Source organism: Paractinoplanes rhizophilus (assembly GCF_042664765.1).
GTDB lineage: Bacteria > Actinomycetota > Actinomycetes > Mycobacteriales > Micromonosporaceae > Actinoplanes > Actinoplanes rhizophilus.
In genome coordinates this window covers 102,902-126,967 of sequence record NZ_JBHTBJ010000019.1, presented here as the reverse complement: position 1 = coordinate 126,967, position 24,066 = coordinate 102,902, and the positions used below count along the sequence as shown (strand labels likewise).

Sequence of the window (24,066 nt, the reverse complement as noted above, 5' to 3'; positions counted from 1 at the left end):
CGGAAGTTTCGGAAACATGTCGGCCAATCACCCCGAACGTAGAGGGGCTGATCTATGCCGTCAAGAGGCCACCGTTTTGATCTTTAATCGAAAACAGCCATTGACGTGGGCGGTGCGGGCAACGAAGCTTTCCGCAAGTTACCGGAACTTTCGGCTTCACCGACCGGAGGAAAGTCTGATGATTCGAATGCGAACAGGACTGGGCGCGGCCGCTCTGGCCGCGGTCACGGTCCTGGGCGTAACCGTGCTGCCCAACGGGTCCGCGGTCGCGCATGACACCGGGCTGCGCGGTGCCGCGCGCGGCACCGGCACCAGGATCGGCACGGCCGTGGACATGAACGCGCTCGCCAACGACCCGGCCTACAAGGCGGCCGTCGCCCGCGAGTTCGACACCGTCACTCCCGAGAACGTCATGAAGTGGTCCGAGGTCGAGCCGACCCAGGGCACGTACAACTGGGGCCCGGCCGACGACCTGATCAAGTTCGCCCGCAGCAACGGCCAGAAGGTCCGCGGGCACACGCTGGTCTGGCACAGCCAGCTCCCGTCCTGGATCAACGAGACCGACTTCACCAAGGCCCAGCTGCGCGACCTGCTGCGGCGGCACATCTTCGCCGAGGCCGGCCACTTCAAGGGCAAGATCTGGGCCTGGGACGTGGTGAACGAGCCGCTCAACGAGGACGGCACCCTGCGCGACACGATCTGGCTGCGGGCGCTCGGCCCGGGCTACATCGCCGACGCGTTCCGCTGGGCGCACCAGGCCGACCCGTCGGCCATCCTGTTCATCAACGACTACAACGCCGAGTGGCTCAGCCCCAAGACCGACGCGTACTACAAGCTGGTCAAGGACCTGCGCCGGCAGCACGTGCCGGTACAGGGCTTCGGCATGCAGGGTCACCTGGGCATCCAGTACGGCCTGCCGGGTGACGTCCTGGAGAACGTCAAGCGCTTCGACGCGCTCGGCGTCAAGACCGCGTTCACCGAGGTCGACGTGCGGATGATCCTGCCCTCCGACCAGTACCGCACCCAGGCCCAGGCCGAGGGCTTCGGCCTGATGCTGCGGGCCTGCCTGCTGGTCAAGAACTGCATCTCCTACACGGTGTGGGGCTTCACCGACAAGTACAACTGGGTCCCGGGTGTGTTCAGCGGTGAGGGCGAGGCCACGCCGATGGACGACCAGATGCAACCCAAGCCCGCGTACGACACGTTGCGCGAGACGTTCCTGCTGGCCCGCTAGAGCTTTCCTCTGAACCGGGAAAGGCCGGGCGGCGGCGCGGAAGCGCCGCCGCCCGGTTCTCTTTTATGCGGTGCTACACGTCAGGTTGTTCACCGTGGTGGGCGTGCTGCCCGATCCCAGGAACCCGAACGTGGTGTCGCCGCCGGCCGGGATCGACCCGTTCCAGCTGGCGTTGGTGACCGTCACCAGCGAGCCGCTGCTGGTGGCCGTCCCGCTCCAGATCTGGGCCAGGGTCTGCGACCCGGGCCAGGTCCAGGTGACCGTCCACTTGCCGACCGCGGCGTTGGTGGGCGCGTGCACCATCACCTGTCCCTGGAAACCACCGCTCCAGGAGCCGGTCACGTTGTACATGGCCGTGCAGCCGGAGCCCGGGTTGCCGGTCGTGGGCGGCGTGGTGGGCGGGGTGGTGGGTGGCGTCGTCGGCGGGGTCGTCGGCGGCGTGGTGGGCGGGGTCGTCGGCGGCGTGGTCGGCGGGGTGGTCGTCCCGCCGATGCCGGTGACCTCACCGTTGCCGCCGTCGAAGACCACGTCGGAGCAACCGTAGAACGTCTCGGTCGAGTCCGAGCGCGACCAGACCGAGTAGATCAGGTGGCGCCCCGACTTGCCGGACGGCAGCGTCGCGTTCCACCAGTAGTGGCCGTCGTCGGTGCCCGGCCCGCCGTTCGCCGGCGGGTTGGTCACCTGCGAGAACGGCGTCGACTCGAGGTCGCTCCACGCGAGGGCGCGGGTCGGGCTCCACGAGTCCTTGGTGATGTACAGCGAGAACGTGCCCGGGTGCTTGGCCCAGTCGTTGTACGAGATCTCGATCGTCCGGCCGGACGTCAGGTGCGTGACCGGGAAATCGTTACGGGCCAGGTTGAAGCCGGTGAAGTTGTACGGCCCGCCGGTCCCGCCGCTGCACAGCTGACCGTCCGGGATGAACCCCGCCATCCGGCCGGCGCCGTCCGAGCGAAGCACGGCGAACCAGTTGTACAGGGAGTTGACCCCGCTCTGCGCGACCGCGGCCGCGCACGCCGGGTTCTTCGGCTCGATCGCACCGGTGCTCGGGTTGCGGCCGTCCTTGTAACACAGGAAGGTGCGGCTCCCGGGCATCATCATGGCGCCGTGCGCCTCGGCGATGCCGGGTAGCACCACCGCGCCGAGCCCGGCGGCCATGATCGCCGCCGCCGCGTACGCGAACAGTTTCTTTCTCATCGTTCCTCCCCTCATCCGTTCGGGAACAGGCGGGCGAAGTCGGCGTAGCCGGTGGCGACGTCGACCTGGGCCCAGAAGCGGTGGTAGTTGAACGTCGGCGCGGCGCCGCCGTCCAGGTAGGCCTGGACCTTCGGCCAGTCCGGGTCGTTCTTGTACCAGGAGCGGATGTCCAGGAAGGACTTGCCGGGGGCGATCACGTCGCCGTTGGGCATCTTGCCGCTCCAGCCCTGCGGGATGTAGAGACCCTGGCCGGTCGAGGCGTTGTAGACGTCGTCGAACCGCTTGTAGTCCTCCCGGGTCTCGGTGACCGAGACGCCCTTCGAGTCCTTCTTCGTCCAGATCGCGTCGAGCAGGTTCTTCGCCGCCGTCTTCGCCGTGGTGTTGCCGGACTTCGCGGCGTAGTAGGTCAGCAGCTTGGCGAACGAGCCCGCCACGCCGAGGTCCTGGCCCTTGCTCGTCACAGTGACGTGCAGGTTGGTGTTGGCGGCCGGGCTCGACGGGTTCCACGTGGCCGGAGCGCCCGACCACGACATGTCCGACGGGATGGAGAAGCTGGTGGCGGTGATGGTGCTCTGGCCGAGGGCCCACGGGACCCACTTGTCCAGGACCGCCTTGGCCTTGGTGTCGCCGGTCGTGTAGTAGTACTCGGCCAGCCGCTCCAGGGACCAGGTCTGCATGCCGAACCACTGGTTGGACGGCGGGTCCTCGTAGACCGGGGCCACGACGTAGGCCAGGCCGTAGAAGGTCGGCGTGCCGGACGGCGGCGCCGAGTAGTTGCCGTTCCAGCTGTTCGTCGCGCCGCCGGCGATGGCGCCCTCGGACGACTGCAGCCACTGGTAGAACTCGAGCTGCCGGTTCAGGCTGGCCTGCCAGTCCGACTTGGCGGTCGGCGACTTCGGGGTGAAGGCGCTGACGTTGGACAGGATGTAGGCGGCCATCGGGTTCTGGTATCCGAAGTGGCTCGTGCTCGAGCCGATCCGCCACGCCCAGCCGGCGCTGGTGTCGTACGCGCCGCCCCAGGCGTAGTACCAGGACATCAGGTTGTTGGAGGCGTTCTTGCCGGTGCCGGCCGGGCACGAGGTGCTGGTGCAGCCCGGCTGCTTGAAGTACTTGTCGTAGAAGGAGTACCGCAGGTAGTCACCCATCTTGGCGGCGTTGGCCACCGCGGTGGAGATCTGCGAGGCCTTGCCCTGCTGGGTGGCCCAGGTGTACGCCCAGTACGCCGCCTGCACCGCGCGCGAGTCCGCGTCCGGCGCGTTGGTGTACTTCCACTGCTTGGCGTAGCTCGAGTCGCCGGTGAACAGGTCGAGGTAGCCGTTGGGGCCACCGAACTTGAACGTGTCGCAGGACGGCTGCGGCACGGTCTCCCAGGTGGACTCCTGCGGCCCGCGCTGGAAGGTGTTGATGTACGCGACGCGGGTGGTGCCGTCGCCGCAGTGGCCGAAGCCGTACGTGTTGTCCACGTCCAGCAGCCAGTGCATGCCGTAGATGTCGGCGGTGCCGTACGCGTTCCTCAGCTCGGCCGCGAGCGGGTCGCTGCCGACCGACACGCTCGAGTCCAGCTGCGACGGGTACTGCGACGGCAGCGGGTGCTCCGCCGCGTAGGTCGCCGGCTTCGACGCGTCGTAGTTGGCGTTGGTCGGCTGGTCGGCGTGCGACGGGATGATGTACTTCTCCATCGTCGACCAGGCCGCGTTGAACGGCGCCCAGTCCTCGGTGGCGGCCCCGTGCTCGGCCTCCAGCCACAGCCAGTAGCTGAACGCCTCGGACGTGGTCTCGTGGCCCTGGTCAGGGGCCTCGTCGATCAGCGTCTCGATCGAGTGGTAGGGCACGCCCTCGGGGCTGAAGTAGCCGTTGGACGGGTTCTTGATGTCGTTGTACAGCTGGGTGAACCGGTCGTCCACCGACCCCTGATCGATCACGTTCACCTGGACTGTAGCGGCGGTGTAGCCGCTGGCGGTGGCCGAGATGGTGGCGGTCGAACCGGCGGTGGCGGCGCTGGTCGCGCCGACCGTGACGGTCTGCCCGGTGCTCCAGTTGGACGACGTGAACGTCAGCGACGCCGGCGACGCGGAGACCGCGGTGGAGCCGGCGGTGCGGGCGACCGCCACCGTCACACTGGCGCTGGGCGCCGACGAGAGGGCCAGCTTGAACGTCGACTCCTCGCCGGGCGAGACGGTCACCGACGTGGCGTCCGCGACGATCGCCGGCGAGGTGCTGGCGTCGACGAAGACCGGCACGTCGGCGGTGCTGCTCTTGGCGCCGCTGCTGTCGTACGAGATCGCCTGCACGTGGTAGGCCGCGGTCTGCTGCGGCACCCCCGCCCAGGTGTACGCGTACGGCGCCGCGGTGTCGGTGTTGAGCAGCAGGCCGTCGTGGTAGAACTCGACCTTGCTGATCGTCCGGCCGCCGGACGCGGCGGCGGTCGCCGTGATCGGGATCGACGCCGGGGCGGTGTAGCGGGTGTTCGCGGCCGGCGCGGTGATCTGGACGGTCGGCGCGGCGGTGACCGGGCCGTTGCAGGCGGTCCCGTTGACGCTGAACGCCGTGGGCACCGGGTTGGCCGACCCGAACGTGCCGTTGAAGCCGGTGCCGACCGTGCCGTTGGTGGGCAGGCTGCCGTTCCAGCTCGCGTTGGTGACGGTGACGTGCTGGCCGCTCTGCGAGTAGTTGCCGTTCCACCCCTGGGACACCTTCTGCGAGGCGTCGGGGAAGTCGTACTCGAGCTTCCAGCTGCTCATCGGGTCACCGGAGTTGGTGATCTGGATGTCGCCGGTGAAGCCGCCGGGCCATTGGCTCTGCACCTTGTACACGACGGTGCAACCGGCGGCGGCCTGGGCCGGCACGCCGGCCGCGAGGGCGATGCCGGCACCGAGGACCACGGTGCCGGCGACCGCCAGGCCGCGGCGCAGGCGATGTCTGTGTTGTCGCACGGGGTTTCCTTTCCGAGGGGTGGGGACGGGGAGCGGCCCGCTCAGCCGGAGGCCGAGCAGGTGATCGGGGAGGGAACCGGGTTGGTGGTGCCGGTCGTGCTGCCCAGGAAGCCGAAGGTGGTGGTTCCGCCGGCGGGCAGCGCGCCGTTGTAGGCGGCGTTGACGACCCGGACGGCCGCGCCGTTCTGGGTGACCGAGCCACCCCAGATCTGCGTGACCGCCTGGCCTGCGGTGTAGTTCCAGCCGACGGTCCAGCTCCGGGTCGCGACCGTGCCGGTGTTGACGACCGTCACCTCGCCCTGGAAGCCACCGCCCCAGGAGCCGGTGATCTTGTAGGTGGCCGTGCAGCCCCCGGCCGGCGGAGTCGGTGGCGTCGTCGGCGGGGTGGTCGGCGGCGTCGTCGGCGGGGTGGTCGGCGGCGTCGTCGGTGGAGTAGTGGGTGGAGTGGTCGGCGGCGTGGTCGCCGTCGTGGTGCGGTCGGCGTAGAGGATGCCGCGGCCGTTGGTGCCGAGGTAGACGCGGCCGAAGACGCGCGGGTCGCCGGCCAGGGCGTCGCCGGCGTTGCCGTACTGGTGGGCGTCGTCGTTGATCCGCACCCAGGAGGTGCCGGCGTTGTCGGAGCGGAAGACGCCGGTGACGCCGTCGACCGTGCCGACCAGGAAGACGGCCGGGTGCGACTGACCGGGGGCGGCCTTGCCGAAGGCCACGTTGATGCCGCTGGTCACCGAGGCGACCTTGGCGAATGTGGCGCCGGCGTCGGTGGACCTCAGCAGACCGGACTCGCCGGCGAACCAGACCTCGCCCGCGGCGCCCGGGACGGCCTTGAAGTGCAGCCGGCCCGACGCGGGCAGGGCGGCCGTGGAGGCCGTGAACGTGGCGCCCCCGTCCATGCTCGTGTAGAACTTGCCGGCGGCGTACGCGTAGAAGGTCTTGGGGTTGACCCGGTCCGACTCGACGACCGCGCCCGCCGGCAGGCCGCTCGACGCGGTCCAGGAACTGCCGCGCGTGGTCGAGTAGTGGACTCCCGCCCCCTGCGGCGACCAGACCATGTACCCGGCGTCGGCGCCGACCGCGATGGTGCCGCCACCGGAGACGCCGGACGGCTCCTGGCCCTGGTACCAGTTCTTGCCGCCGTCGGTGGAGATGCCGATGTGCGGGGCCGCGTCCGCGTTCCCGACCCGCGCGAACACCGTGGGCGTGAGTTCGGCGAAGTCGAGGCTGGTGTTGGTGCTCAGGTTGGGTGTGTCGTGGAAACTGGCCTGCACGGCGTCGAGGTTCGCGTGGTGGAAGCCGCCGATGTCGCCGAGCGCGCTGACCAGCGGCGCGCCGGACGGCGGGCTGGCGAGGTCGAGGACCGCGGTCTCCTCGAGGCCCCGGGCCATCGGCTTGATCGTCACGGTCGAGCCCTTGTCCCAGTTGGTCAGGGTGGTGGTGCCGTAGACGGTGGCGCCGGTGCCGTACATCAGCCGGTCGGAGTTGAACGGGTCGATCGCGAGCGTCTCGTTCATCCAGCCGAGCTTCGGTGTCGACTCGGGCGGCTGCGGGTTGGTGTTGAAGTCGAGCCACGGGTCGGCGGAGATGTCCATGGTGTAGCGCTTGGACATGCTCGGATAGCTCGTCCAGTCCCAGGCCCTGGTCCAGGTGGCGCCGTAGTCGGTGCTGCGGAAGAAGATCGCGTCCGGCCACCAGGAGATCTGGGTGGCGACCATCAGCGTGCCGGGGTGCTGGGCGTCGACGGTGAGGCCGGAGTAGCCGTAGTACTGGTCGGCGGCCGCCGTGGGCGTGATGTCGGTCCAGGTGCCGGCGGCGATGTCGTACCGCCAGACCGCGCCGTTCGCCCCGTCGTAGGGGCCACCGGTGTCGCTTGTCGCGATGTAGAGGTAATTGCCCTGGACAACGCCCTTGTGCGGAAGATATCCGGTCGGCTGGCCGGCGATCCGGGTCCAGGTGGCGCCGCCGTCGGCCGAGGTGTAGATCGGGTTGGCCTTGTCCATCACGCCGACGAAGACGCGGTTGGCCGCGCCGAAGGCGACCCAGGCCAGGCCCTGGTTCTGGTTGAGGTAGTTGTTGCTGTCGGACGGGTCCTGCACGTAGTTGCCGGCGTTGGGGAAGCTGGTGACCTTGCTGAAGGTCGCGCCGTAGTCGGAGCTCTTGTACAGCCCGTTGCCGCCCTCGGCGGCGAACCACACGTTGCGGTTGTCGTTCGGGTCGACGGCGAGCCGCTCGCCGACGCCGCGGCCCGGCATGTTGCCGCCGTTCTTGAACGGCAGCTTGGTGACCTGCCAGGTCGAGCCCCGGTCCGCCGACCGCAGGATGGCGCCGTTGTTCGGGTCCCAGTCGTTGGTGTACATGCCGACCGCGGCGTACACCCGCTTGGTGTCGACCGGGTCGGGCGCGATGGAGAGCACGCCGTTGTAGCCCCAGTTGTCCTGCCCGACCCAGTCGAGCAGCGGCGTCCAGTTCTGGCCGGCCTCGTTCCACCGGTACGCGCCGCCGATGTCGGTGCGCGCGTAGATCAGGTTCCGCTCGCCCGGGTTGAAGACGACGGCCGGGACGAAACCGCCGCCGTCGATCCGGACGTTCTTCCAGTTGTACGGGTCGGCGGCCGCCGCCGACGCCGTCGACGGCTCGGCCAGGGCGACCGCCATCGCCCCGGTTAACAGGGCGAAGACGGCCGCCCCGATGGCTTTACTTCTCATCCAGGCACCTTCCATCGACGGGCGTTCACATGGGAGCGCTCCCAGAAGCGTCGGCCCCGTGTCACGTTCCTGTCAAGACCCTGAAACCAGCTGTTGATGATGGTGCCTATTTACTAATTGGCGGCGATAAATTGCTTAAAAACGTTCAGCAACGCCCCGAAATGGGGTGGCCACTTACCGTCAGCAAGCGGGGGTTTTCGCGCGCGGGTAGCGTTTCCCCTGCTGTGTACGATGTGCCGTTGATTGGTGTCGGCTGAGGAGCGTTTTATGAGGGTTTGCGTTGTCGGGACGGGCTATGTCGGGCTCACCACCGGGGTCAGCCTCGCTTTCCTCGGCCACCAGGTGACCTGCGTCGACCTCGATCAGCGCAAGGTCGACATGCTCACCGCCGGCCGGTGCCCGATCTACGAGCCCGGGATGGACGAGCTGCTCGCCGAGGCCGCCGCCAACCTGACGTTCACCACCAGCTACGCCGAGGCGGTGCCCGGCGCCGACGTGGTGTTCGTGGCGGTGCAGACCCCGTCGGCCGGCGACGGCAGCCCCGACCTGCGCTACCTCCGCTCGGCGGCGGAGACCGTCGCGCAGCACCTCGACCACGACTTCACCGTGGTGGTCAACAAGTCGACGGTGCCGATCGGCAGCGGCAACTGGGTGGACGCGATTCTGCGCGAGTCGTTCGCGCAGCGCGACGACCGGCCCGGACGGTGCGAATTCTCGGTGGCCTCCAATCCCGAGTTCCTGCGCGAGGGCAACGCCATCCACGACACGCTCTTTCCCGACCGCATCGTGATCGGCTCCGACAATCCGCGCGCGCTCGAGGTGCTCAACCAGCTCTACCGGCCGATCATCAACCAGACGTTCACCGCGCCCAGCTTCGCGCCGCGCCCCGACGACATCGGCGCGGTGCCGCTGGTCTCCACCGACCTGGCCTCCGCCGAACTGATCAAGTACGCGGCCAACGCCTTCCTCGCCCTCAAGATCAGCTACGCGAACGAGATCGGCCAGCTCGCCGCCAAGGTCGGCGCGGACATCACCGAGGTGACACGCGGCATGGGCCTGGACCAGCGGATCGGATCGCGCTTCCTGCAGGCCGGCGTCGGCTGGGGCGGCTCCTGCTTCGGCAAGGACACCAAGGCGCTGATCGCCACCGCGGGCGAGTACAACTACGAGATGCCGATCGTGCGGGCCGCCCGCGAGGTCAACGACCGGCAGCGCCTGGTCGCCGTCGAGCGCCTGCAGGATGAGCTGCGCATCCTCAAGGGCCGCAAGATCGGCCTGCTCGGGCTGGCGTTCAAGCCCAACACCGACGACCTGCGCGACTCCCCCGCGCTCGACATCGCCAACCTCCTGCTGGCCCGCGGCGCCCGGGTGCGCCTGCACGACCCGATCGCGGGCGAGCGCTTCCGGCGCGAGCAGCCGGAGCTGGCGCCGTACCTGTCGGAGACCCTGGACGGGCTGTTCGACGACTGCGACGCCGTGGTCCTGGTGACCGAGTGGGCGCAGTACCTCGAGCTGGACTGGAGCAAGTTCGTCGGCCTGATGCGCACCCCGATCCTGCTCGACGGGCGCCACGTGCTGGACCGCGACCGGATGGCGCGGCTCGGCTACAAGTACCTCGCCATCGCGGGCTGAGGCGGTACCGTCCGTATAGTCCGTTTTGGGCACGACACACCGGCCGTCCCCCCGGATATCCCAGATATCCCCACGGGACGGCCGGTTGGCGACTAGGGTGCTTTGAGGGCCTGACCAGCACTTCTTCTTAACCGGTTAAGCCCGATATGAGGCCGCAGCCGTATCGTTACCGAGTCGATCAAGCGGAAATCATTGCGCAACGTCCCGGTTACCTCTTGACTGTGAGCCAAGTAGCGCTTCGGACGGCGACGTCTTTGGACGTCGGAGGCGCGATTTGACATAGGGAGCGGTATGTTCGGTCAACCTACGAGCCCGCGTTTTCGGGCCGTGCTCGCCGGCACGCTGAGCGCCGGGCTGGTCTTCAGCGCGGCAGCCTGCGGTGACAGCGGCGACGACGGCGACAGCGCGTCGACGGACGCGTCGGCTTCGAGTATCGATTGTTCGCCATACACGAAATTCGGCGACCTCAAGGGCAAGACGGTCTCGGTCTACACGAGCATCGTGACCCCCGAGGACAAGCCTCAGATCGACTCCTACAAGCCTTTCGAGCAGTGCACCGGCGTCACGGTGAAGTACGAGGGCGACAAGTCCTTCGAGACCCAGGTCCTCGTGCGCGCGAAGGCCGGCAACCCGCCGGACATCGCGTTCGTGCCGCAGCCGGGCCTGCTCAAGCAGCTGGTCGCGACCGGCAAGGCGGTCGCCGCGCCGCCCGAGACCGAGGCCAACGTCGACAAGTTCTGGACCAAGGACTGGAAGTCGTACGGCACGGTCGACGGCAAGTTCTACGCCGCGCCGCTGGGCGCGAACGTGAAGTCGCTGGTCTGGTACTCGCCGAGCGAGTTCAAGGACTCCGGCTACGCGGTCCCCACCACGCTCGACGAGCTCAAGGCGCTCAGCGACAAGATGGTCGCCGACAAGAAGAAGCCGTGGTGCGCGGGGATCAACTCCGGTGACGCGACCGGCTGGCCGGTCACCGACTGGGTCGAGGACTTCATGCTCCGGCTCTACGGCCCGGAGACGTACGACAAGTGGGTCAACCACCAGATCCCGTTCAACGGCCCCGAGTCGACCGCCGCGTTCGACGCGGTCGGCGCGTACCTGAAGAACGACCAGTACGTCAACGGCGGCCTCGGCGACGTCAAGAGCATCGCGACCACCACGTTCCAGGACGCGGGCCTGCCGATCCTCGACGCCCAGTGCGAGATGCACCGCCAGGCCAGCTTCTACGCGGCGAACTGGCCGCAGGGCACCAAGGTGGCCGAGGACGGCGACGTCTTCGCCTTCTACCTGCCCGGCAAGGACGCCTCGGCCAAGCCCGTGCTCGGCGCCGGCGAGTTCACCCTCGCCTTCGCGGACCGGCCCGAGGTCAAGGCGTTCCAGACCTACCTGTCGTCGGACACCTGGGCCAACACCAAGGCCAAGCTGTCCAGCGGCTGGGTCAGCGCCAACAAGGGCCTCGACCCCAACAACCTGAAGAACCCGATCGACCAGCTCTCCGCCAAGATCCTGCTGGACCCGGCCTCGCAGTTCCGCTTCGACGGCTCGGACCAGATGCCCGCGGCGGTCGGCTCGGACTCGTTCTGGAAGCAGGCGACCGCGTGGATCACCGGTCAGGACACCAAGACGACCGTCGACAACATCGAAAAGTCTTGGCCGAAGTGATCTGATTAGCTCCATCGGGGCCGGTCGGGAGGGCTTCCCCTTCCCGGCCGGCCCTCAGCCTCTTCCTCTCACAAGTCGAAGGAGGTACGGGTCGCGTGTTCAACACCGCCTCCACCACCCCCGAGAAGCTCTTGCAGATGCTCGCGGCGCTGCTGCTGTTCGCAGCCGTCATGGGCGTCGTCCTGTTCTTCGCCGGGCGGATCGGCGGCCGGAAGGGCGACAAGTGGGTCGGGTATCTCTACCTGCTCCCGGTCGTGCTCCTGCTGCTGGTCGGCCTGGTCTACCCCGGCCTCCGCACCATCTACGAGTCGTTCTTCGACGCCGCCGGCAAAGCGTTCATCGGGTTCGACAACTACAAGACCATCTTCACCGACAAGGACCAGCTCACCGTTCTGCGCAACACCGTGATCTGGGTGGTCATCACGCCGTTCCTGGCCACCGGGATCGGCCTGATCTACGCGATCCTGGTGGACAAGTCCCGGTTCGAGTCGTTCGCCAAGGCGCTGATCTTCCTGCCGATGTCGATCTCCTTCGTGGCGGCGTCGGTGATCTGGAAGTTCATGTACGAGTACCGCCCCGACCAGGCGAACGTGAAGCAGATCGGCCTGATCAACCAGATCATCGTCTGGCTCGGCGGCAAGCCGATCCAGCTGCTGATCGAGTCGCCGCTGAACACGCTGCTGCTGATCATCGTGATGATCTGGATCCAGGCCGGCTTCGCCATGACCGTGCTCTCGGCGGCGATCAAGGCGATCCCGGACGACATCGTCGAGGCCGCCCGGCTCGACGGCGTCAACGCCTGGACCATGTTCAAGAACATCACGGTGCCCAGCGTCCGCCCGACCATCGTGGTCGTGCTGACCACCATCGGCATCGGCACGCTCAAGGTCTTCGACATCGTCCGCACCATGACCGGCGGCAACTTCAAGACCAGCGTGGTGGCCAACGAGTTCTACAGCCAGACATTCCGCGCCGACAACCAGGGCCTGGGCGCCGCGCTGGCGGTGCTGCTGTTCATCCTGGTCATCCCGGTGGTCGCGTACAACATCCGCCAGGTTCGTCAATCGGAGGCACGATGACCGCCGTCACTCCCCTGACGACCGAGCCGCCGCTGGTGGCCGAGAAGCCGAGCCGGGCGTCCGTCGCCAAGAAGCGGCTCAGCTCCCCGTGGGCGTCGCTGTTCGCGATCGTCATCGCGGTGCTGTGGACCATCCCCACGTTCGGCCTGCTGGTCTCCTCGTTCCGGCCGGAGCGGGCGATCAAGCGGACCGGCTGGTGGACGTTCTTCTCCGACCCGACGGTCACGCTCGACAACTATCGGTCGGTGTTCGGCGCCGACGGCGGCGTCAACATGGCCGACTTCTTCGTCAACTCGCTGGTCATCTGCATCCCCTCGGTGCTGATCCCGCTGGCGCTGGCGTCGCTGGCCGCGTACGCGTTCGCCTGGATCGACTTCAAGGGCAAGAACTTCCTGTTCATCGCGATCTTCGCGCTGCAGATCGTCCCGCTGCAGGTCACCCTGCTCCCGTTGCTGAAGATCTTCGTCGACATCAACCTGACCGGCACGTTCTGGACGCTGTGGCTCGCCCACTCGACGTTCGCCCTGCCGCTGGCGATCTACCTGCTGCACAACTTCATGCGGGAGGTGCCCGCCGGCCTGATCGAGGCCGCCCGGGTCGACGGCGCCGGCCACGTGTCGATCTTCTTCAAGGTGATGCTGCCGCTGCTCACCCCGGCGCTGGCGGCGTTCGGCATCTTCCAGTTCCTGTGGGTCTGGAACGACCTGCTGGTGGCTCTGGTGTTCGCCGGCGGCGGCAACGAGGTCGCCCCGATCACCCTGGCCCTGGCCAACCTCAGCGGCACCCGCGGCACCGCCTGGCAGCTGTTGTCGGCCGGCGCCTTCGTCTCCATCGCCGTTCCGGTGCTGGTGTTCCTCCTCCTCCAGCGCTACTTCGTCCGCGGCCTGCTGGCCGGCTCGGTCAAGGGGTAGCTTCGCCGGCGTCACCGGGGCCGCGCTCGCTCACGGCGGGCGCGGCCTCACGCTTTCTTCAACACCTTGACGCGTACGGGCCAGCGGCCGCCCCAACCGCAGCAGGCACGCTTCCCGGCTGCCGGGCGGCGGGTGGTCGCGCTCCGCGCGCCCGTCACGCTCCGGAACGGCCCGATCCGGCGTTCGGGAGCCGTCATGCCGGGTAAGGACCGGGCATGGCTCTTCGGATCGAGGACTACGCGCTCATCGCCGACACCCAGACCGCCGCCCTGGTCGGGCGCAACGGGTCGATCGACTGGTTCTGCGCGCCGCGCTTCGATTCGGGGGCGGTGTTCGCCGCGCTGCTCGGCGACGAGGAGAACGGGCACTGGACGATCCGGCCGGCCGGCGAGGTGGTCACCACCCGGCGGCGCTACCGCGGCGAGACGCTGGTGCTGGAGACCGAGTTCGAGACGGCCGACGGGGTGGCCCGGCTGATCGACTTCATGCCGCCGCGCGGCGAGGCGCCCGACATCATCCGGATCGTGGAGGGCGTGCGCGGCGTCGTACGGATGGAAATGATCTTGCGGTTGCGCTTCGACTACGGCCACGTCGTGCCGTGGGTGCACCGCCGGCAGGACGACCTGGTCGCGGTGGCCGGCCCGGACGCGGCCTGGCTGCGCACGCCGGTCGCGACCCACGGGGAGAACCTCGCGACGCGCGCGGAGTTCGAGGTGACCACCGGCGATCGGGTGCCGTTCGTGCTGACCTGGCGGCCCTCGCACCTGCCGGCGCCGGAGCCGCTCGACGCGGTGCACGAGCTGGGCGTGACCGAGGGCTACTGGCTCGGCTGGGTGTCGGCCTGCACCTACGAGGGCGAGTACCGCGACGCGGTGGTGCGGTCGCTGCTGACCCTGAAGGCCCTCACCTACGCCCCGACCGGCGGCATCGTCGCGGCCGCCACCACCAGCCTGCCGGAGAAGCTCGGCGGCACCCGCAACTGGGACTACCGGTTCTGCTGGCTGCGCGACGCCACGATCACGCTGCAGTCGCTGCTCTACTCGGGCTTCCAGAGCGAGGCGGTGGCGTGGCGCAAATGGCTGCTGCGCGCGATCGCCGGCAACCCCGCCGAGCTGCAGATCATGTACGGCGTCGCCGGCGAGCGCCGCCTCGACGAGTACGTGGCGACGTGGCTGCCCGGCTACGACGGCAACCCGGTGCGCATCGGCAACGCCGCCGCCGAGCAGTTCCAGCTCGACGTGTACGGCGAGGTGATGGACGCCCTGCACCACGACCGGTCGGCCGGCCTCAAGGCCGAGGACCCGGCGTGGAGCCTGCAGGTCAAGCTGATGTCGTTCGTCGAGGAGCACTGGCGGGACCCCGACGAGGGCCTCTGGGAGATGCGCGGCGGCCCGAAGCAGTTCGTGCACTCGAAGCTGATGGCGTGGGTGGCCGCCGACCGCGCGGTGAAGGCCGTCGAGGAGTTCGGCCTGGACGGCCCGGCCGACCGGTGGGCCGCGCTGCGCGACCGGATCCGCCGGGAGATCCTGGCCAAGGGATACGACAAGAAGCGCCGGACGTTCACCCAGTACTACGGCTCCGACGAGCTGGACGCGGCGACCCTGATGATCCCGCTGGTCGGCTTCCTCCCGGCCGACGACGAGCGGGTGGCCGGCACCGTCGCCGCGATCGAGAAGAACCTGATGTCCGACGGCTTCGTCCAGCGGTACACCCAGCACCCCGGCACCGGCGTGGACGGCCTGCCGCCCGGCGAGGGCGCGTTCCTGGCGTGCACGTTCTGGCTGGCGAGCAACTACGCCCTGATGGGCCGGCACGACGACGCCCGCGAGACGTTCGCCCGGCTGCTGGCGTTGCGCAACGACGTCGGCCTGCTGTCCGAGGAGTACGACACGCACGCGAACCGGCTGGTCGGCAACTTCCCGCAGGCGTTCAGCCACGTCCCGCTGATCGACACCGCCCGCACGCTGAGCTCGGCGCTGGCCCCGACCAGGGAGCGGGCCCAGGAGGGCCTGAAGTAGCGCCTCGTCCGGCCCCGCACCGCCCTGGCCGGCCCCGCCGGGCCGGCGCGACCTAGCGGCGCGCAACATCCGGCAACCGCTTGGCGCGTGGCAGGGTGGACGGCATGGAATGGCAGTCATGAACAGCGACCTGCTCGACCGCGCCACCGCCGACCTCGCCCGCCAGCTCGACGGCGTGCGACGACTGGGGGTGGCCTTCTCCGGCGGCGTCGACTCGTCGGTGCTGCTGGCGCTCGCCGCCCGCGCCCTCGGCCCGTCCCACGTGCTCGCCCTGCTCGGGGTGTCGCCGAGCCTGGCCGCCGACGAACGCGCGGGCGCGCACGAGGTCGCCCGCCACATCGGGGTGCGGCTGGCCGAGGTGGAGACCCGCGAGGGCGAGCGGCCCGGGTACCGCGCGAACGGCCCGGACCGCTGCTTCCACTGCAAGGACGAGCTGTTCACCCGCATCGAGGCGGCCGCCTACGGGCTGGACGCGGTCGCCTACGGGGAGAACGCCGACGACGTACGCCGCACCGACCGCCCCGGCTCCCGGGCCGCCGCCGCCCACCACGTGCTGACCCCGCTCGCCGCCGCCGGCCTGACCAAGGCCGACGTCCGCGGCATCGCCCGGGCCCTGGGCCTGCCGAGCGCCGACAAACCGGCCGCGCCGTGCCTGGCGTCCCGCATCCCGCATTTCATCCCGGTCGACGCGGTGAAGCTGAGCCAGGTGGAGCGCGCGGAGGCGGCGCTGCGCCGGCTGGGTTTCGCCGACTTCCGGGTACGCCATCACGGCGACATCGCCCGCCTGGAACTCCCGCCCGCCGACCTGGCGCGGGCCGCGACCACCGTACGCGAGGCCGTCCTCGACGCGGTGACCGCCGCCGGTTTCCGCTACGTCACCCTCGACCTGGCCGGCATCCAGTCGGGCGCCTTCACCCGGGCGGCCACCCGGTGACCGGCCTCTCCGCCCACGCCGCCCCTTCCTCCGCCGCCCCATCCGCCGCCGCCCTGTCCGCCGCCGCCCCTTCCGCCGCCGGCAGCCCGCCGGCCGGCCTCGCCGGCTACGCCGACCTCGACCTCGACCGGGCGCGCCGGCGCGGCTACCCCGAGGCCGTCTTCTGCGCCGGCAAGTCCCCGGCCCAGGTCGCCGGGATCGCCGCCGAGATGCGCACCCACCCGGAGGTCGTCGCCCTCTTCACCCGCGCGACCCCGGCCCACGCCGCCGCCGTGCGGGAGGAGCTGCCCGACGCCTTCCACGACGAGGAGGCCGGCCTGCTCGCCTGGCCGGCCGCCCCGCCCGCGCCGGCCGGCGGCCCGGTCGCCGTCCTCGCGGCCGGCACCTCCGACCTGCCGGTGGCCCGCGAAGCCCTGCTGACCGCCCGCTACCTCGGCCGCCACGCCGACCTGGTGGTGGACGTCGGCGTGGCCGGCCTGCATCGGGTCCTGGGCCACCTCGACCTCCTGCGCCGCGCCCGCGCCGTCGTGGTCGTGGCCGGCATGGACGGCGCCCTGCCCGGCGTCGTCGCCGGCCTGATCCCCGCGCCGGTCGTGGCGGTGCCGACGTCGGTCGGCTACGGCGCCGCCTTCGAGGGCCTGGCCGCCCTGCTGACCATGCTCAACGCCTGCGCCCCCGGCGTCGCCGTCGTGAACATAGACAATGGCTACGGCGCCGGCCACCTGGCCGCTCAGATCGCCGCCCCCGCATGACGGCCCGCCCGGATCGACGCGGCCGCATGACCCGACGGCACACCGGGATCGGCGCGTCCGCCATGAACCGACGGCACACCGGGATCGGCGCATCCGCCATGAACCGACGGCACACCCGGATCGGCTCGCCCGCATGAGCCGGCGGCATGCCTGGATCGACGCGTCCGCCGGGGTGGCCGGCGACATGCTGCTCGGCGCCCTCCTGGACGCCGGCGCCACCCTCGACGCCGTCCGGACGGCGGTCCACGCCGTGGCCGGCGAGACCGTGGCGGTGAGCGCCCGGCAGGTGACCCGGGCCGGTCTGCGCGCGCTCAAGGTGGACGTGACCGCGCTGGTCGCCGAGCCGCCCGCGCGGACCTGGCGGGACGTGCGCGCCATGCTCGGCCGCGCGGCCCTGCCGGAACCGGTCCGCCGCAACGCCGTCGCCGTGTTCGCCCGGCTCGCCGAGGCGGAGGCGCGGGTGCACGGCGTGACACCGGACGACGTGCACTTCCACGAGGTCGGGGCGCTGGACGCGATCGCCGACGTGGTGGGGAGCTGCGCGGCGCTCCACGACCTGGCCGTCACGACCGTCTCGGCCGGCCCGGTGGCCCTGGGCTCGGGGAGCATACGCACCCGGCACGGACGGCTGCCGGTGCCCGCACCGGCGGTCGCCGAGCTTGCCCGGGGCTGGCAAGTTTCCGCCGGCGACGGCAAATGGCAGCCGGCTTCCGCGGGCGGCGGGGGCGAGCTGGCGACCCCGACCGGGATGGCCCTGCTGCGCACCCTGGCCGAGGTATGCGAGCCGCTGCCGCCGATGACGCTGGACACGGTCGGCGTCGGCGCGGGCGGCCGCGATCCGGCCGATCACGCCAACGTCGTCCGCGTGCTGCTCGGACTGCCGCCGGAGAACGAGGCCCCGGCGCCGACCGCCGCCCCGATGTCGGCGGCTCCGGAGGCGCTCCTGCTCCTCGAAGCCAACGTCGACGACCTCGACCCGCGGCTGTGGCCGGGAGTCCTGGACGGGCTGCTCGGCCTCGGCGCGGCCGACGCCTGGCTGACCCCGATCCTGATGAAGAAGGGCCGCCCGGCGCACGTGCTGAGCGTACTCTGCCGCGCCGGCGACGCCGATCTCCTCCGCGAGCGGATCTTCCGGGACACGAGCACGCTGGGCATCCGGCAGAGCGCACCCGAGCGGGTGGCCCTGGCGCGCGGCTTCGTCGAGGTGGCGGTGGGCGAGGGCCGCATCGCCGTCAAGCTCGGCCACGCGGATGGGGTGCTGGTCCAGGTCATGCCGGAGTTCGCGGACGTGGCCGCGCTGGCCCGCCGCACCGGCCGCGCGGAGCGTGCGGTGCTGCAGGAGGCGCTGGCCGCCGCCGCTTCCGCCGGCCTGGTGGCGGGCGCGGAAGTGCCGGCCGAGCTCGAAAGTTGAGCACGGCGAGGCCCGGCCGGGCTCAGATCTTGAAGACCGTGCGGGGCTGCGTGGTCACCAGAGCCGTCAGCGTGTCGAGGGCCTCGTCCTCGTCCAGGCGATGCTCGGCCACCAGCGACGCCAGGAACCCCGCGTCCAGGCGCCGGGACATGTCGTGGCGGGCCGGGATCGAGCAGAACGCCCGGGTGTCGTCGATGAAGCCGGACAGCCGGGAGAACCCCGCGATCTCGGTGACCGCCTGCTGGTAGCGCCGGATCTCGGCCGGGTTGTCGAGGAACCACCACGGCGCCCCGGCGTACACCGCGGGGTAGAACCCGGCCAGCGGCGCGATCTCGCGGCTGTAGACGGTCGCGTCCACCGTGAACAGCACCAGGTGGAAGCCGGGGTGGGTGCCGAAGCGCCCCAGCAGCGGCTGCAGCGCCCGGGTGAACTCGGCCGCGACCGGGATGTCGTGCCCGGTGTCCGGCCCGAACGCGGCGAGCGTCGGCGGGTGGTGGTTGCGGTGGATGCCGGGGTGCAGGGTCATCACCAGGCCGTCGTCGCAGGACATCCGAGCCATCTCGAAGATCATGTGGCGGCGGAACGCGGTCGCCTCGGCCGCCGTGACCGTGCCGGCCAGCGCCGCGCGGTAGATCCGCTCAGCGTCGGGGCGGTCGAGCGGCTCGGCGCCGGCGTCGATCGCGCCGTGGTCGGCCGAGACGGCGCCGTGCTCGATGAAGTAGCGCCGCCGGTCCGCCAGGGTCGCGAGGAACCCGGCGTAGTCGCCGGCGTCCCCACCCAGCTGCTTGATGTCGGCGACCCAGCCCGGCCGGTCCACCGCGAGGTAGCGGTCGGGGCGGAAGGTCGGCGCGATCGTCGTGGTGACCGCCGGGTCGTCGCGCAGGGCGCGGTGGGCGGCCAGGTCGTCGGCCGGATCGTCGGTGGTCGCCAGGAAGTCGATGGTGAACTGGCGCAACAGCGCCCGGGGCCGGCGGCTCGGCGCGGCCAGCAGCGAGGCGATCCGGTCGTACAGGTCGTCGGCGTTGCCGGCGGACGGCCGGGCGATGATCCCGAACACGTCCGCGAGGGAGCTTTCCAGCCAGTACCGCACCGGCGTGCCGCGCAGCAGGTGCCAGTTGGCGCACAGCAGCCGCCACGCGTGCCGGGCGCGATCCGGCGGCAGCGGCCCCTCCCCCACGCCGAGCTCGCGCAACGGCACCCCGCCGGCGTGCAGCAGCCGGGTCACGTAGTGGTCGGGCTGGATGAACAGGCTGGCGGGATCGGCGAACGGCGGGTCGTCGCGCAGGATCCGCGGGTCGACGTGGCCGTGCGGGCTGACGATGGGCAGCTCCCGCACCTGCTCGTAGAGGCGGCGCGCGAGGCCGCGCACCCCCGGGTCGGCGGGCAGCAGACGGTCGGGGTGCGGGGCGGCCATGCGCCCGAGCCTGGCGGTGAGGCCCGCGCGGAGCAAGCGGTTGCCATTTGTTGCCTCGCGGCCCGGGCAACAACTGGCAACCGCTTGCCGCGCCCGGCGGGCCGGGCGAACAGTGACCGCAATCACTGTGTGCGCGGCACCCACCGAAGGAGACGAACATGCGTACCGGAAAGTTTCTGGCGCTGGCCGGTGCGACGGTGCTGGCCGCCGCGCTCACCGCCTGCGGGGGCGACGACGACGCCGGCGGTGGCGGCGGCGCGGGCAAGACGCTCGACGTGCTGATCGCGGCGAACACACAGTATCCCGACGAGTTCCAGGCCTGGCAGAAGTCGATCAGCGACAAGTTCAAGGCGGCGACCGGCGCGACGGTGAAGTTCGAGACGTTCGCCACCGCCAACGACGAGCTCACCAAGATACAGACCTCGGTGGTGTCGGGCTCCGGGCCCGACGTGTACGCGGTCGGCACCACCTTCACGCCCACGGCCTACTCGACCGGCGCGTTCGTGAAGATGGGCGACGAGGAGTGGAAGAAGATCGGCGGCAAGGAGAAGTTCAACCCGGCCACGCTGGGCATCTCCGGCCCGGACGAGCAGAACCAGGTCGGCATCCCGTGGGTGAGCCGCCCGTTCGTCATGGCCTACAACACCGAGCTGCTCAAGGCGGCCGGCATCGCGAAGCCGGCGACCACCTGGGACGAGCTGACCCAGCAGGCCAAGCAGCTCACCAAGGGCGACCAGTACGGCCTCGCGGTCGCGTACAAGGACAACTTCGACCCGTGGAAATTTGTCTGGGGCATGTCGGTGCAGGCCGGTAACCCGCTGGTCGAGGGCAAGACGGCGAAGATCCAGGACCCGGCCGTGCAGAAGGCCTACCAGACGTACTTCGGCTGGCTGGCCAACGACAAGGTGGTCGACCCGGCCGCCGTCGGCTGGACCAACCCGCAGGCCGTTGCCGCGTTCGCGAAGGGCAAGACCGGCTACTTCCTGCTGACGACCCCGACCGCAACCAACTCCCTCGAGCAGGGCGCGGTGAAAGGAAAGTGGGCGTTCGCCTTGCTGCCGACCGTGCCGCCGGGCGCGACCAGCCGGCCCGCCAACGGCGTCGAGGCGGCCAGCATCCTGTCCGGCGACAACCTCCTCGTCGCGGACTACTCGAAGAACAAGGACCTGGCCTTCGAGTACGTCAAGCTGGTCACCGAGCCGGACGTGCAGCTGGACTACTACAAGAAGTTCGGCAGCATGCCCGCGAACGCGGCGGCGCTGCAGACCCTCTCGTCCGACCCGAAGCTGGGCCCGGTGACCGAGGCGGCCAAGAAGTCGGTCGCGACGCCGTTCACCGGCGCGTGGGGCGACATCCAGCTCGCCCTGACCAACGTCGCCGTGCAGTCCCTGCCCGACCTGGCCAAGGGGTCGATCAGCACCGCCCAGATCGACGCCCGGATCGCCGACGCGCAGAAGTCCGCGCAGTCCGCATTGGACCGGGCCAAGTGAACCGGGCCGGCTGACATGACGACCCTGCTGCGGGCGCCGCAGAAGGCGGCGCCCAAGGAGCCGAGGCGGCGCGGCGCGACCGAGCGGCAGCGCCCGCTGTGGCTGCTGACCCCGGGCGGCCTGCTGATGGTCGTGGTCATCCTGATCCCGCTGGTGCTCGCGCTGTGGATCTCGCTGATCGACCTCGACCAGTACACGCTGCGCCGCTGGGTCGAGGCGCCGTTCATCGGCCTGGCGAACTACGCCGAGTCGCTCGACTCGGGCCTGCTGCACTCGGTCTGGATCAGCGTGTCGTTCGCGGTCCTCGCCACGGCCGCCACGGTGCCGATCGGGATCGCCGCCGCGGTGGTGACGCAGAACGCGTACCGGGGGCGCGGCGTCGTGCGGGCGGTCTTCCTCATCCCGTACGTGTTGCCGTCGTTCGTCGTCGCTTCGGTCTGGCGAACCATGCTGCAGCCGGACGGCATCGTGAACAGGATCCTCGGCACGGACGGGACGCTGTGGCTCAACGGCCCGAAGTCCTACTGGACGCTGGTGCTGGTGGAGATCTGGGCCGCGTGGCCGTTCATCTACCTGATGGCGCTCGCCGGCCTGCAATCGGTGGACCACGAGGTGCACGAGGCGTCGGCCGTGGACGGCGCGGGCTGGTGGCCGAAGCTGACCCGGGTGATCCTGCCGTACCTGCGCGGCCCGGTGCTGCTCGCCTGCCTGCTCGCGACGCTCAACCACATCAACAACTTCACGTTGCCGTTCGTGCTGTTCGGCGCGCCCGCCCCGGACGACGTCAACGTGATGCCGATGCTCGTCTACGTGACAAGTTTCCAGAGCCTGCGGTTCGGGTTGAGCGCGGCGATGGCGGTGGTCTCGCTGATCCTGGTGCTGATTCCGCTTTTCGTCTATCTGCGGGCCGTTCGTCTCGACGTCCACGACGAGGGGGTACGACGGTGAGCGCGCACGCCGAGGCCACCCGGCTGTTGCCGCGGCCGCTGCTGGTCACGATCACCGTGCTGCTGTGCGCGATGGTCCTCGTCCCGCTGTCGTACATCGTTCTGGCCTCGCTGAACAGCGACGTGGGCGTGGCGGCCGGCGAGTTCTGGCCCAGCTCGTTCGGCCTCGGCAGCTACTCGAAGATCTGGACCACCGCCGACCTGTCCACCGGCATCGTCAACAGCCTGATCGTCTGCGGGTGCACCGCCGTCTTCTCCGCGCTGCTCGGCACCACCACCGCCTACGTGCTGGTCCGCTACCGGTTCCGGGGACGGCTGACGATCCTGCGCGGGCTGGTCGGGCTGCAGAGCATCCCGGGCACGCTGATGCTGCTGCCGGTCTTCGTCTTGTTCTCCTCGGCCGGAAACTATCTGGGCCTGACCGTCGTCGGCACCCGGTGGGGCCTGTTCGTGGCGTACCTGACCTTCGCGCTGCCGTTCTCGACCTGGGTGATGGTCACCTACCTGCGCGGGCTGCCCCGCGAGCTGGAGGAGGCGGCCCGCACCGAGGGCGCGTCCACTCTGGTCATCCTGCGGCGGATCATCTTCCCGCTGAGCCTGCCGGCGATCGTGGTCGCGGCGATCTTCGCGTTCCTGCTCGGCTGGAACGACGTGCTGTTCGCGTCGGTGCTGACCCGGCCCGAGACGCAAACCGCCGCCGTCGCGCTGCAGATCTTCGGGTCGTCGCAGGAGGGCGGCGCGGTGCCGGTGTACTCGCAGATGATGGCCGCCGCCCTGGTCTGCGCGGCGCCGGTGGTCATCCTCTACCTGATCTTCCAGCGCTACCTGGTGGGCGGGCTGACCGCGGGCGGCGTGAAATGACGCGGGTGGCGGTGGTCGGCCGCGGGGACGTGTCGGTGGTGCACCTGGCCGCGATCGAGAAACTGGGCGCGAAACTTGTCGGGGCCGGCGAGCAACCGGACGTCGTGCACGTCTGCACCCCGCACGACCAGCACGTGCCGGTCGCGATCGAGGCGCTGGAAAATGGCGCACACGTTTTCCTCGAGAAGCCGGTCGCGCACACCGTGGCGGAGGCCGAGCGCCTGGTCACGGCGGCGAAACGCTTTCCGCACCGGAAGGTGGGCGTGTGCCTGCAGAACCGCTACAACACGGCGTCCGAGGTGGCCCGCCGGCGGCTGGCGGACCTCGGCGAGATCCGCGGGGCGAGCGCCACCGTCCTGTGGCACCGGGGGCAAAGCTACTACCGGGCCAAGCCGTGGCGCGGCGCGAAGGCCCGCAGCGGCGGCGGGGTGCTGATCAACCAGGCGATCCACACCATCGACCTGCTGCAGTGGCTGGTCGGCGACGTCATCGCCGTGACCGGCCACGCCGGCCGCTACAGCGGGTACGACATCGACGTGGAGGACACCGCCGGCCTGATTCTCGACCACGCGAACGGCGCGCGCAGCGTCCTGTTCGCCACCGTCGCCAACGCCACCGACTCCCCCGTCACCATCGAGATCGTCACCGAGAAAGCCACCCTGTCGTTGCGCGGCGACCTGACCATCAGCCACGAGGACGGCACCGTCGAGGTGATCCCCGAGCGCCGCGCGAGCACCGGCGGCCGCGCCTACTGGGGCGCCTCGCACGAGCTCATCATCGCCGATTTCTACCGGTCCCTGGCCGGTCCCGAGCCGTTCTGGATCGGGCCCGCCGAAGCCCTGCGATCGCAGCAGATCATCGACGCCGTCTACTGCCAGAACCACTGAAAGGCGCG

At 70.2% G+C, this 24,066-nt stretch carries 17 protein-coding genes; 13 read left to right on the top strand and 4 right to left on the bottom strand.

Annotation, left to right across the window (positions count from 1 at the left end):
• Positions 1 to 187 precede the first annotated feature (187 nt).
• Positions 188 to 1,234, top strand: a complete 1,047-nt coding sequence (locus ACFQS1_RS24380; protein ID WP_378972342.1) for an endo-1,4-beta-xylanase — start codon at positions 188 to 190, stop codon at positions 1,232 to 1,234.
• Between the two features lie 63 nt (positions 1,235 to 1,297).
• Here ACFQS1_RS24380 and ACFQS1_RS24375 read toward each other — a convergent pair whose 3' ends face one another.
• From ACFQS1_RS24375 to ACFQS1_RS24365, 3 genes are read right to left on the bottom strand one after another with little or no spacing between them, the layout of a single operon-like run.
• Positions 1,298 to 2,428 (bottom strand): lytic polysaccharide monooxygenase auxiliary activity family 9 protein, encoded by a 1,131-nt coding sequence (locus ACFQS1_RS24375; RefSeq protein ID WP_378972340.1) that lies wholly within the window; start codon positions 2,426 to 2,428, stop codon positions 1,298 to 1,300.
• A gap of 11 nt (positions 2,429 to 2,439) precedes the next feature.
• Entirely contained in the window at positions 2,440 to 5,361 is a 2,922-nt protein-coding gene (locus ACFQS1_RS24370) for a glycoside hydrolase family 48 protein (protein WP_378972337.1), read from the bottom strand.
• A gap of 41 nt (positions 5,362 to 5,402) precedes the next feature.
• Entirely contained in the window at positions 5,403 to 8,060 is a 2,658-nt protein-coding gene (locus tag ACFQS1_RS24365) for a cellulose binding domain-containing protein (protein WP_378972335.1), read from the bottom strand.
• A 267-nt stretch (positions 8,061 to 8,327) separates the two neighbouring features.
• Between ACFQS1_RS24365 and ACFQS1_RS24360 the strand changes: the two genes are divergently transcribed.
• The 8 genes from ACFQS1_RS24360 to larC all read left to right on the top strand — a co-directional run bounded on the left by ACFQS1_RS24360 (position 8,328) and on the right by larC (position 18,459).
• Positions 8,328 to 9,692 carry a UDP-glucose dehydrogenase family protein gene (locus ACFQS1_RS24360; protein WP_378972333.1) on the top strand — a complete coding sequence of 455 codons (1,365 nt, stop codon included), beginning with the start codon at positions 8,328 to 8,330 and terminating at the stop codon, positions 9,690 to 9,692.
• Between the two features lie 291 nt (positions 9,693 to 9,983).
• A complete protein-coding gene (locus tag ACFQS1_RS24355; RefSeq protein WP_378972331.1) occupies positions 9,984 to 11,354 on the top strand; it encodes an ABC transporter substrate-binding protein in 1,371 nt (456 codons plus the stop codon).
• A 137-nt stretch (positions 11,355 to 11,491) separates the two neighbouring features.
• Positions 11,492 to 12,433 (top strand): carbohydrate ABC transporter permease, encoded by a 942-nt coding sequence (locus tag ACFQS1_RS24350; RefSeq protein WP_378972366.1) that lies wholly within the window; start codon positions 11,492 to 11,494, stop codon positions 12,431 to 12,433.
• A complete protein-coding gene (locus ACFQS1_RS24345; RefSeq protein WP_378972329.1) occupies positions 12,430 to 13,344 on the top strand; it encodes a carbohydrate ABC transporter permease in 915 nt (304 codons plus the stop codon). Before ACFQS1_RS24350 ends, ACFQS1_RS24345 begins: the two co-directional genes overlap by 4 nt.
• A gap of 215 nt (positions 13,345 to 13,559) precedes the next feature.
• Entirely contained in the window at positions 13,560 to 15,362 is a 1,803-nt protein-coding gene (locus ACFQS1_RS24340) for a glycoside hydrolase family 15 protein (protein ID WP_378972327.1), read from the top strand.
• 118 nt (positions 15,363 to 15,480) lie between these two features.
• Positions 15,481 to 16,296: an ATP-dependent sacrificial sulfur transferase LarE gene (larE, locus tag ACFQS1_RS24335; protein WP_378972324.1), complete on the top strand. Its 816-nt coding sequence runs from the start codon at positions 15,481 to 15,483 to the stop codon at positions 16,294 to 16,296.
• On the top strand, positions 16,293 to 17,048 hold the full coding sequence (gene larB / locus ACFQS1_RS24330; protein ID WP_378972322.1) for a nickel pincer cofactor biosynthesis protein LarB: 756 nt from the start codon (positions 16,293 to 16,295) through the stop codon (positions 17,046 to 17,048). Before larE ends, larB begins: the two co-directional genes overlap by 4 nt.
• Positions 17,049 to 17,181: 133 nt before the next feature.
• Positions 17,182 to 18,459, top strand: a complete 1,278-nt coding sequence (gene larC / locus ACFQS1_RS24325; protein WP_378972319.1) for a nickel pincer cofactor biosynthesis protein LarC — start codon at positions 17,182 to 17,184, stop codon at positions 18,457 to 18,459.
• 22 nt (positions 18,460 to 18,481) lie between these two features.
• Here the strand turns inward: larC and uxaC are convergent, their stop codons facing one another.
• Positions 18,482 to 19,873 carry a glucuronate isomerase gene (gene uxaC / locus ACFQS1_RS24320; protein WP_378972317.1) on the bottom strand — a complete coding sequence of 464 codons (1,392 nt, stop codon included), beginning with the start codon at positions 19,871 to 19,873 and terminating at the stop codon, positions 18,482 to 18,484.
• 158 nt (positions 19,874 to 20,031) lie between these two features.
• Here uxaC and ACFQS1_RS24315 point away from each other — a divergent pair, with 158 nt between their 5' ends.
• Genes ACFQS1_RS24315 through ACFQS1_RS24300 form a run of 4 tightly spaced genes read left to right on the top strand, consistent with a single transcriptional unit; the run spans position 20,032 to position 24,058 of the window.
• On the top strand, positions 20,032 to 21,363 hold the full coding sequence (locus ACFQS1_RS24315) for an ABC transporter substrate-binding protein (RefSeq protein WP_378972315.1): 1,332 nt from the start codon (positions 20,032 to 20,034) through the stop codon (positions 21,361 to 21,363).
• A 15-nt stretch (positions 21,364 to 21,378) separates the two neighbouring features.
• Complete coding sequence (locus ACFQS1_RS24310) at positions 21,379 to 22,311, top strand: carbohydrate ABC transporter permease (RefSeq protein ID WP_378972313.1); 933 nt, start codon at positions 21,379 to 21,381, stop codon at positions 22,309 to 22,311.
• Positions 22,308 to 23,171 carry a carbohydrate ABC transporter permease gene (locus ACFQS1_RS24305; RefSeq protein WP_378972311.1) on the top strand — a complete coding sequence of 288 codons (864 nt, stop codon included), beginning with the start codon at positions 22,308 to 22,310 and terminating at the stop codon, positions 23,169 to 23,171. The genes ACFQS1_RS24310 and ACFQS1_RS24305 overlap by 4 nt, the downstream gene beginning before the upstream one ends.
• The gene (locus ACFQS1_RS24300) at positions 23,168 to 24,058 is read left to right on the top strand and encodes a Gfo/Idh/MocA family protein (protein ID WP_378972309.1); all 891 of its coding nucleotides are present in this window, start codon (positions 23,168 to 23,170) and stop codon (positions 24,056 to 24,058) included. The genes ACFQS1_RS24305 and ACFQS1_RS24300 overlap by 4 nt, the downstream gene beginning before the upstream one ends.
• Positions 24,059 to 24,066: the final 8 nt, after the last annotated feature.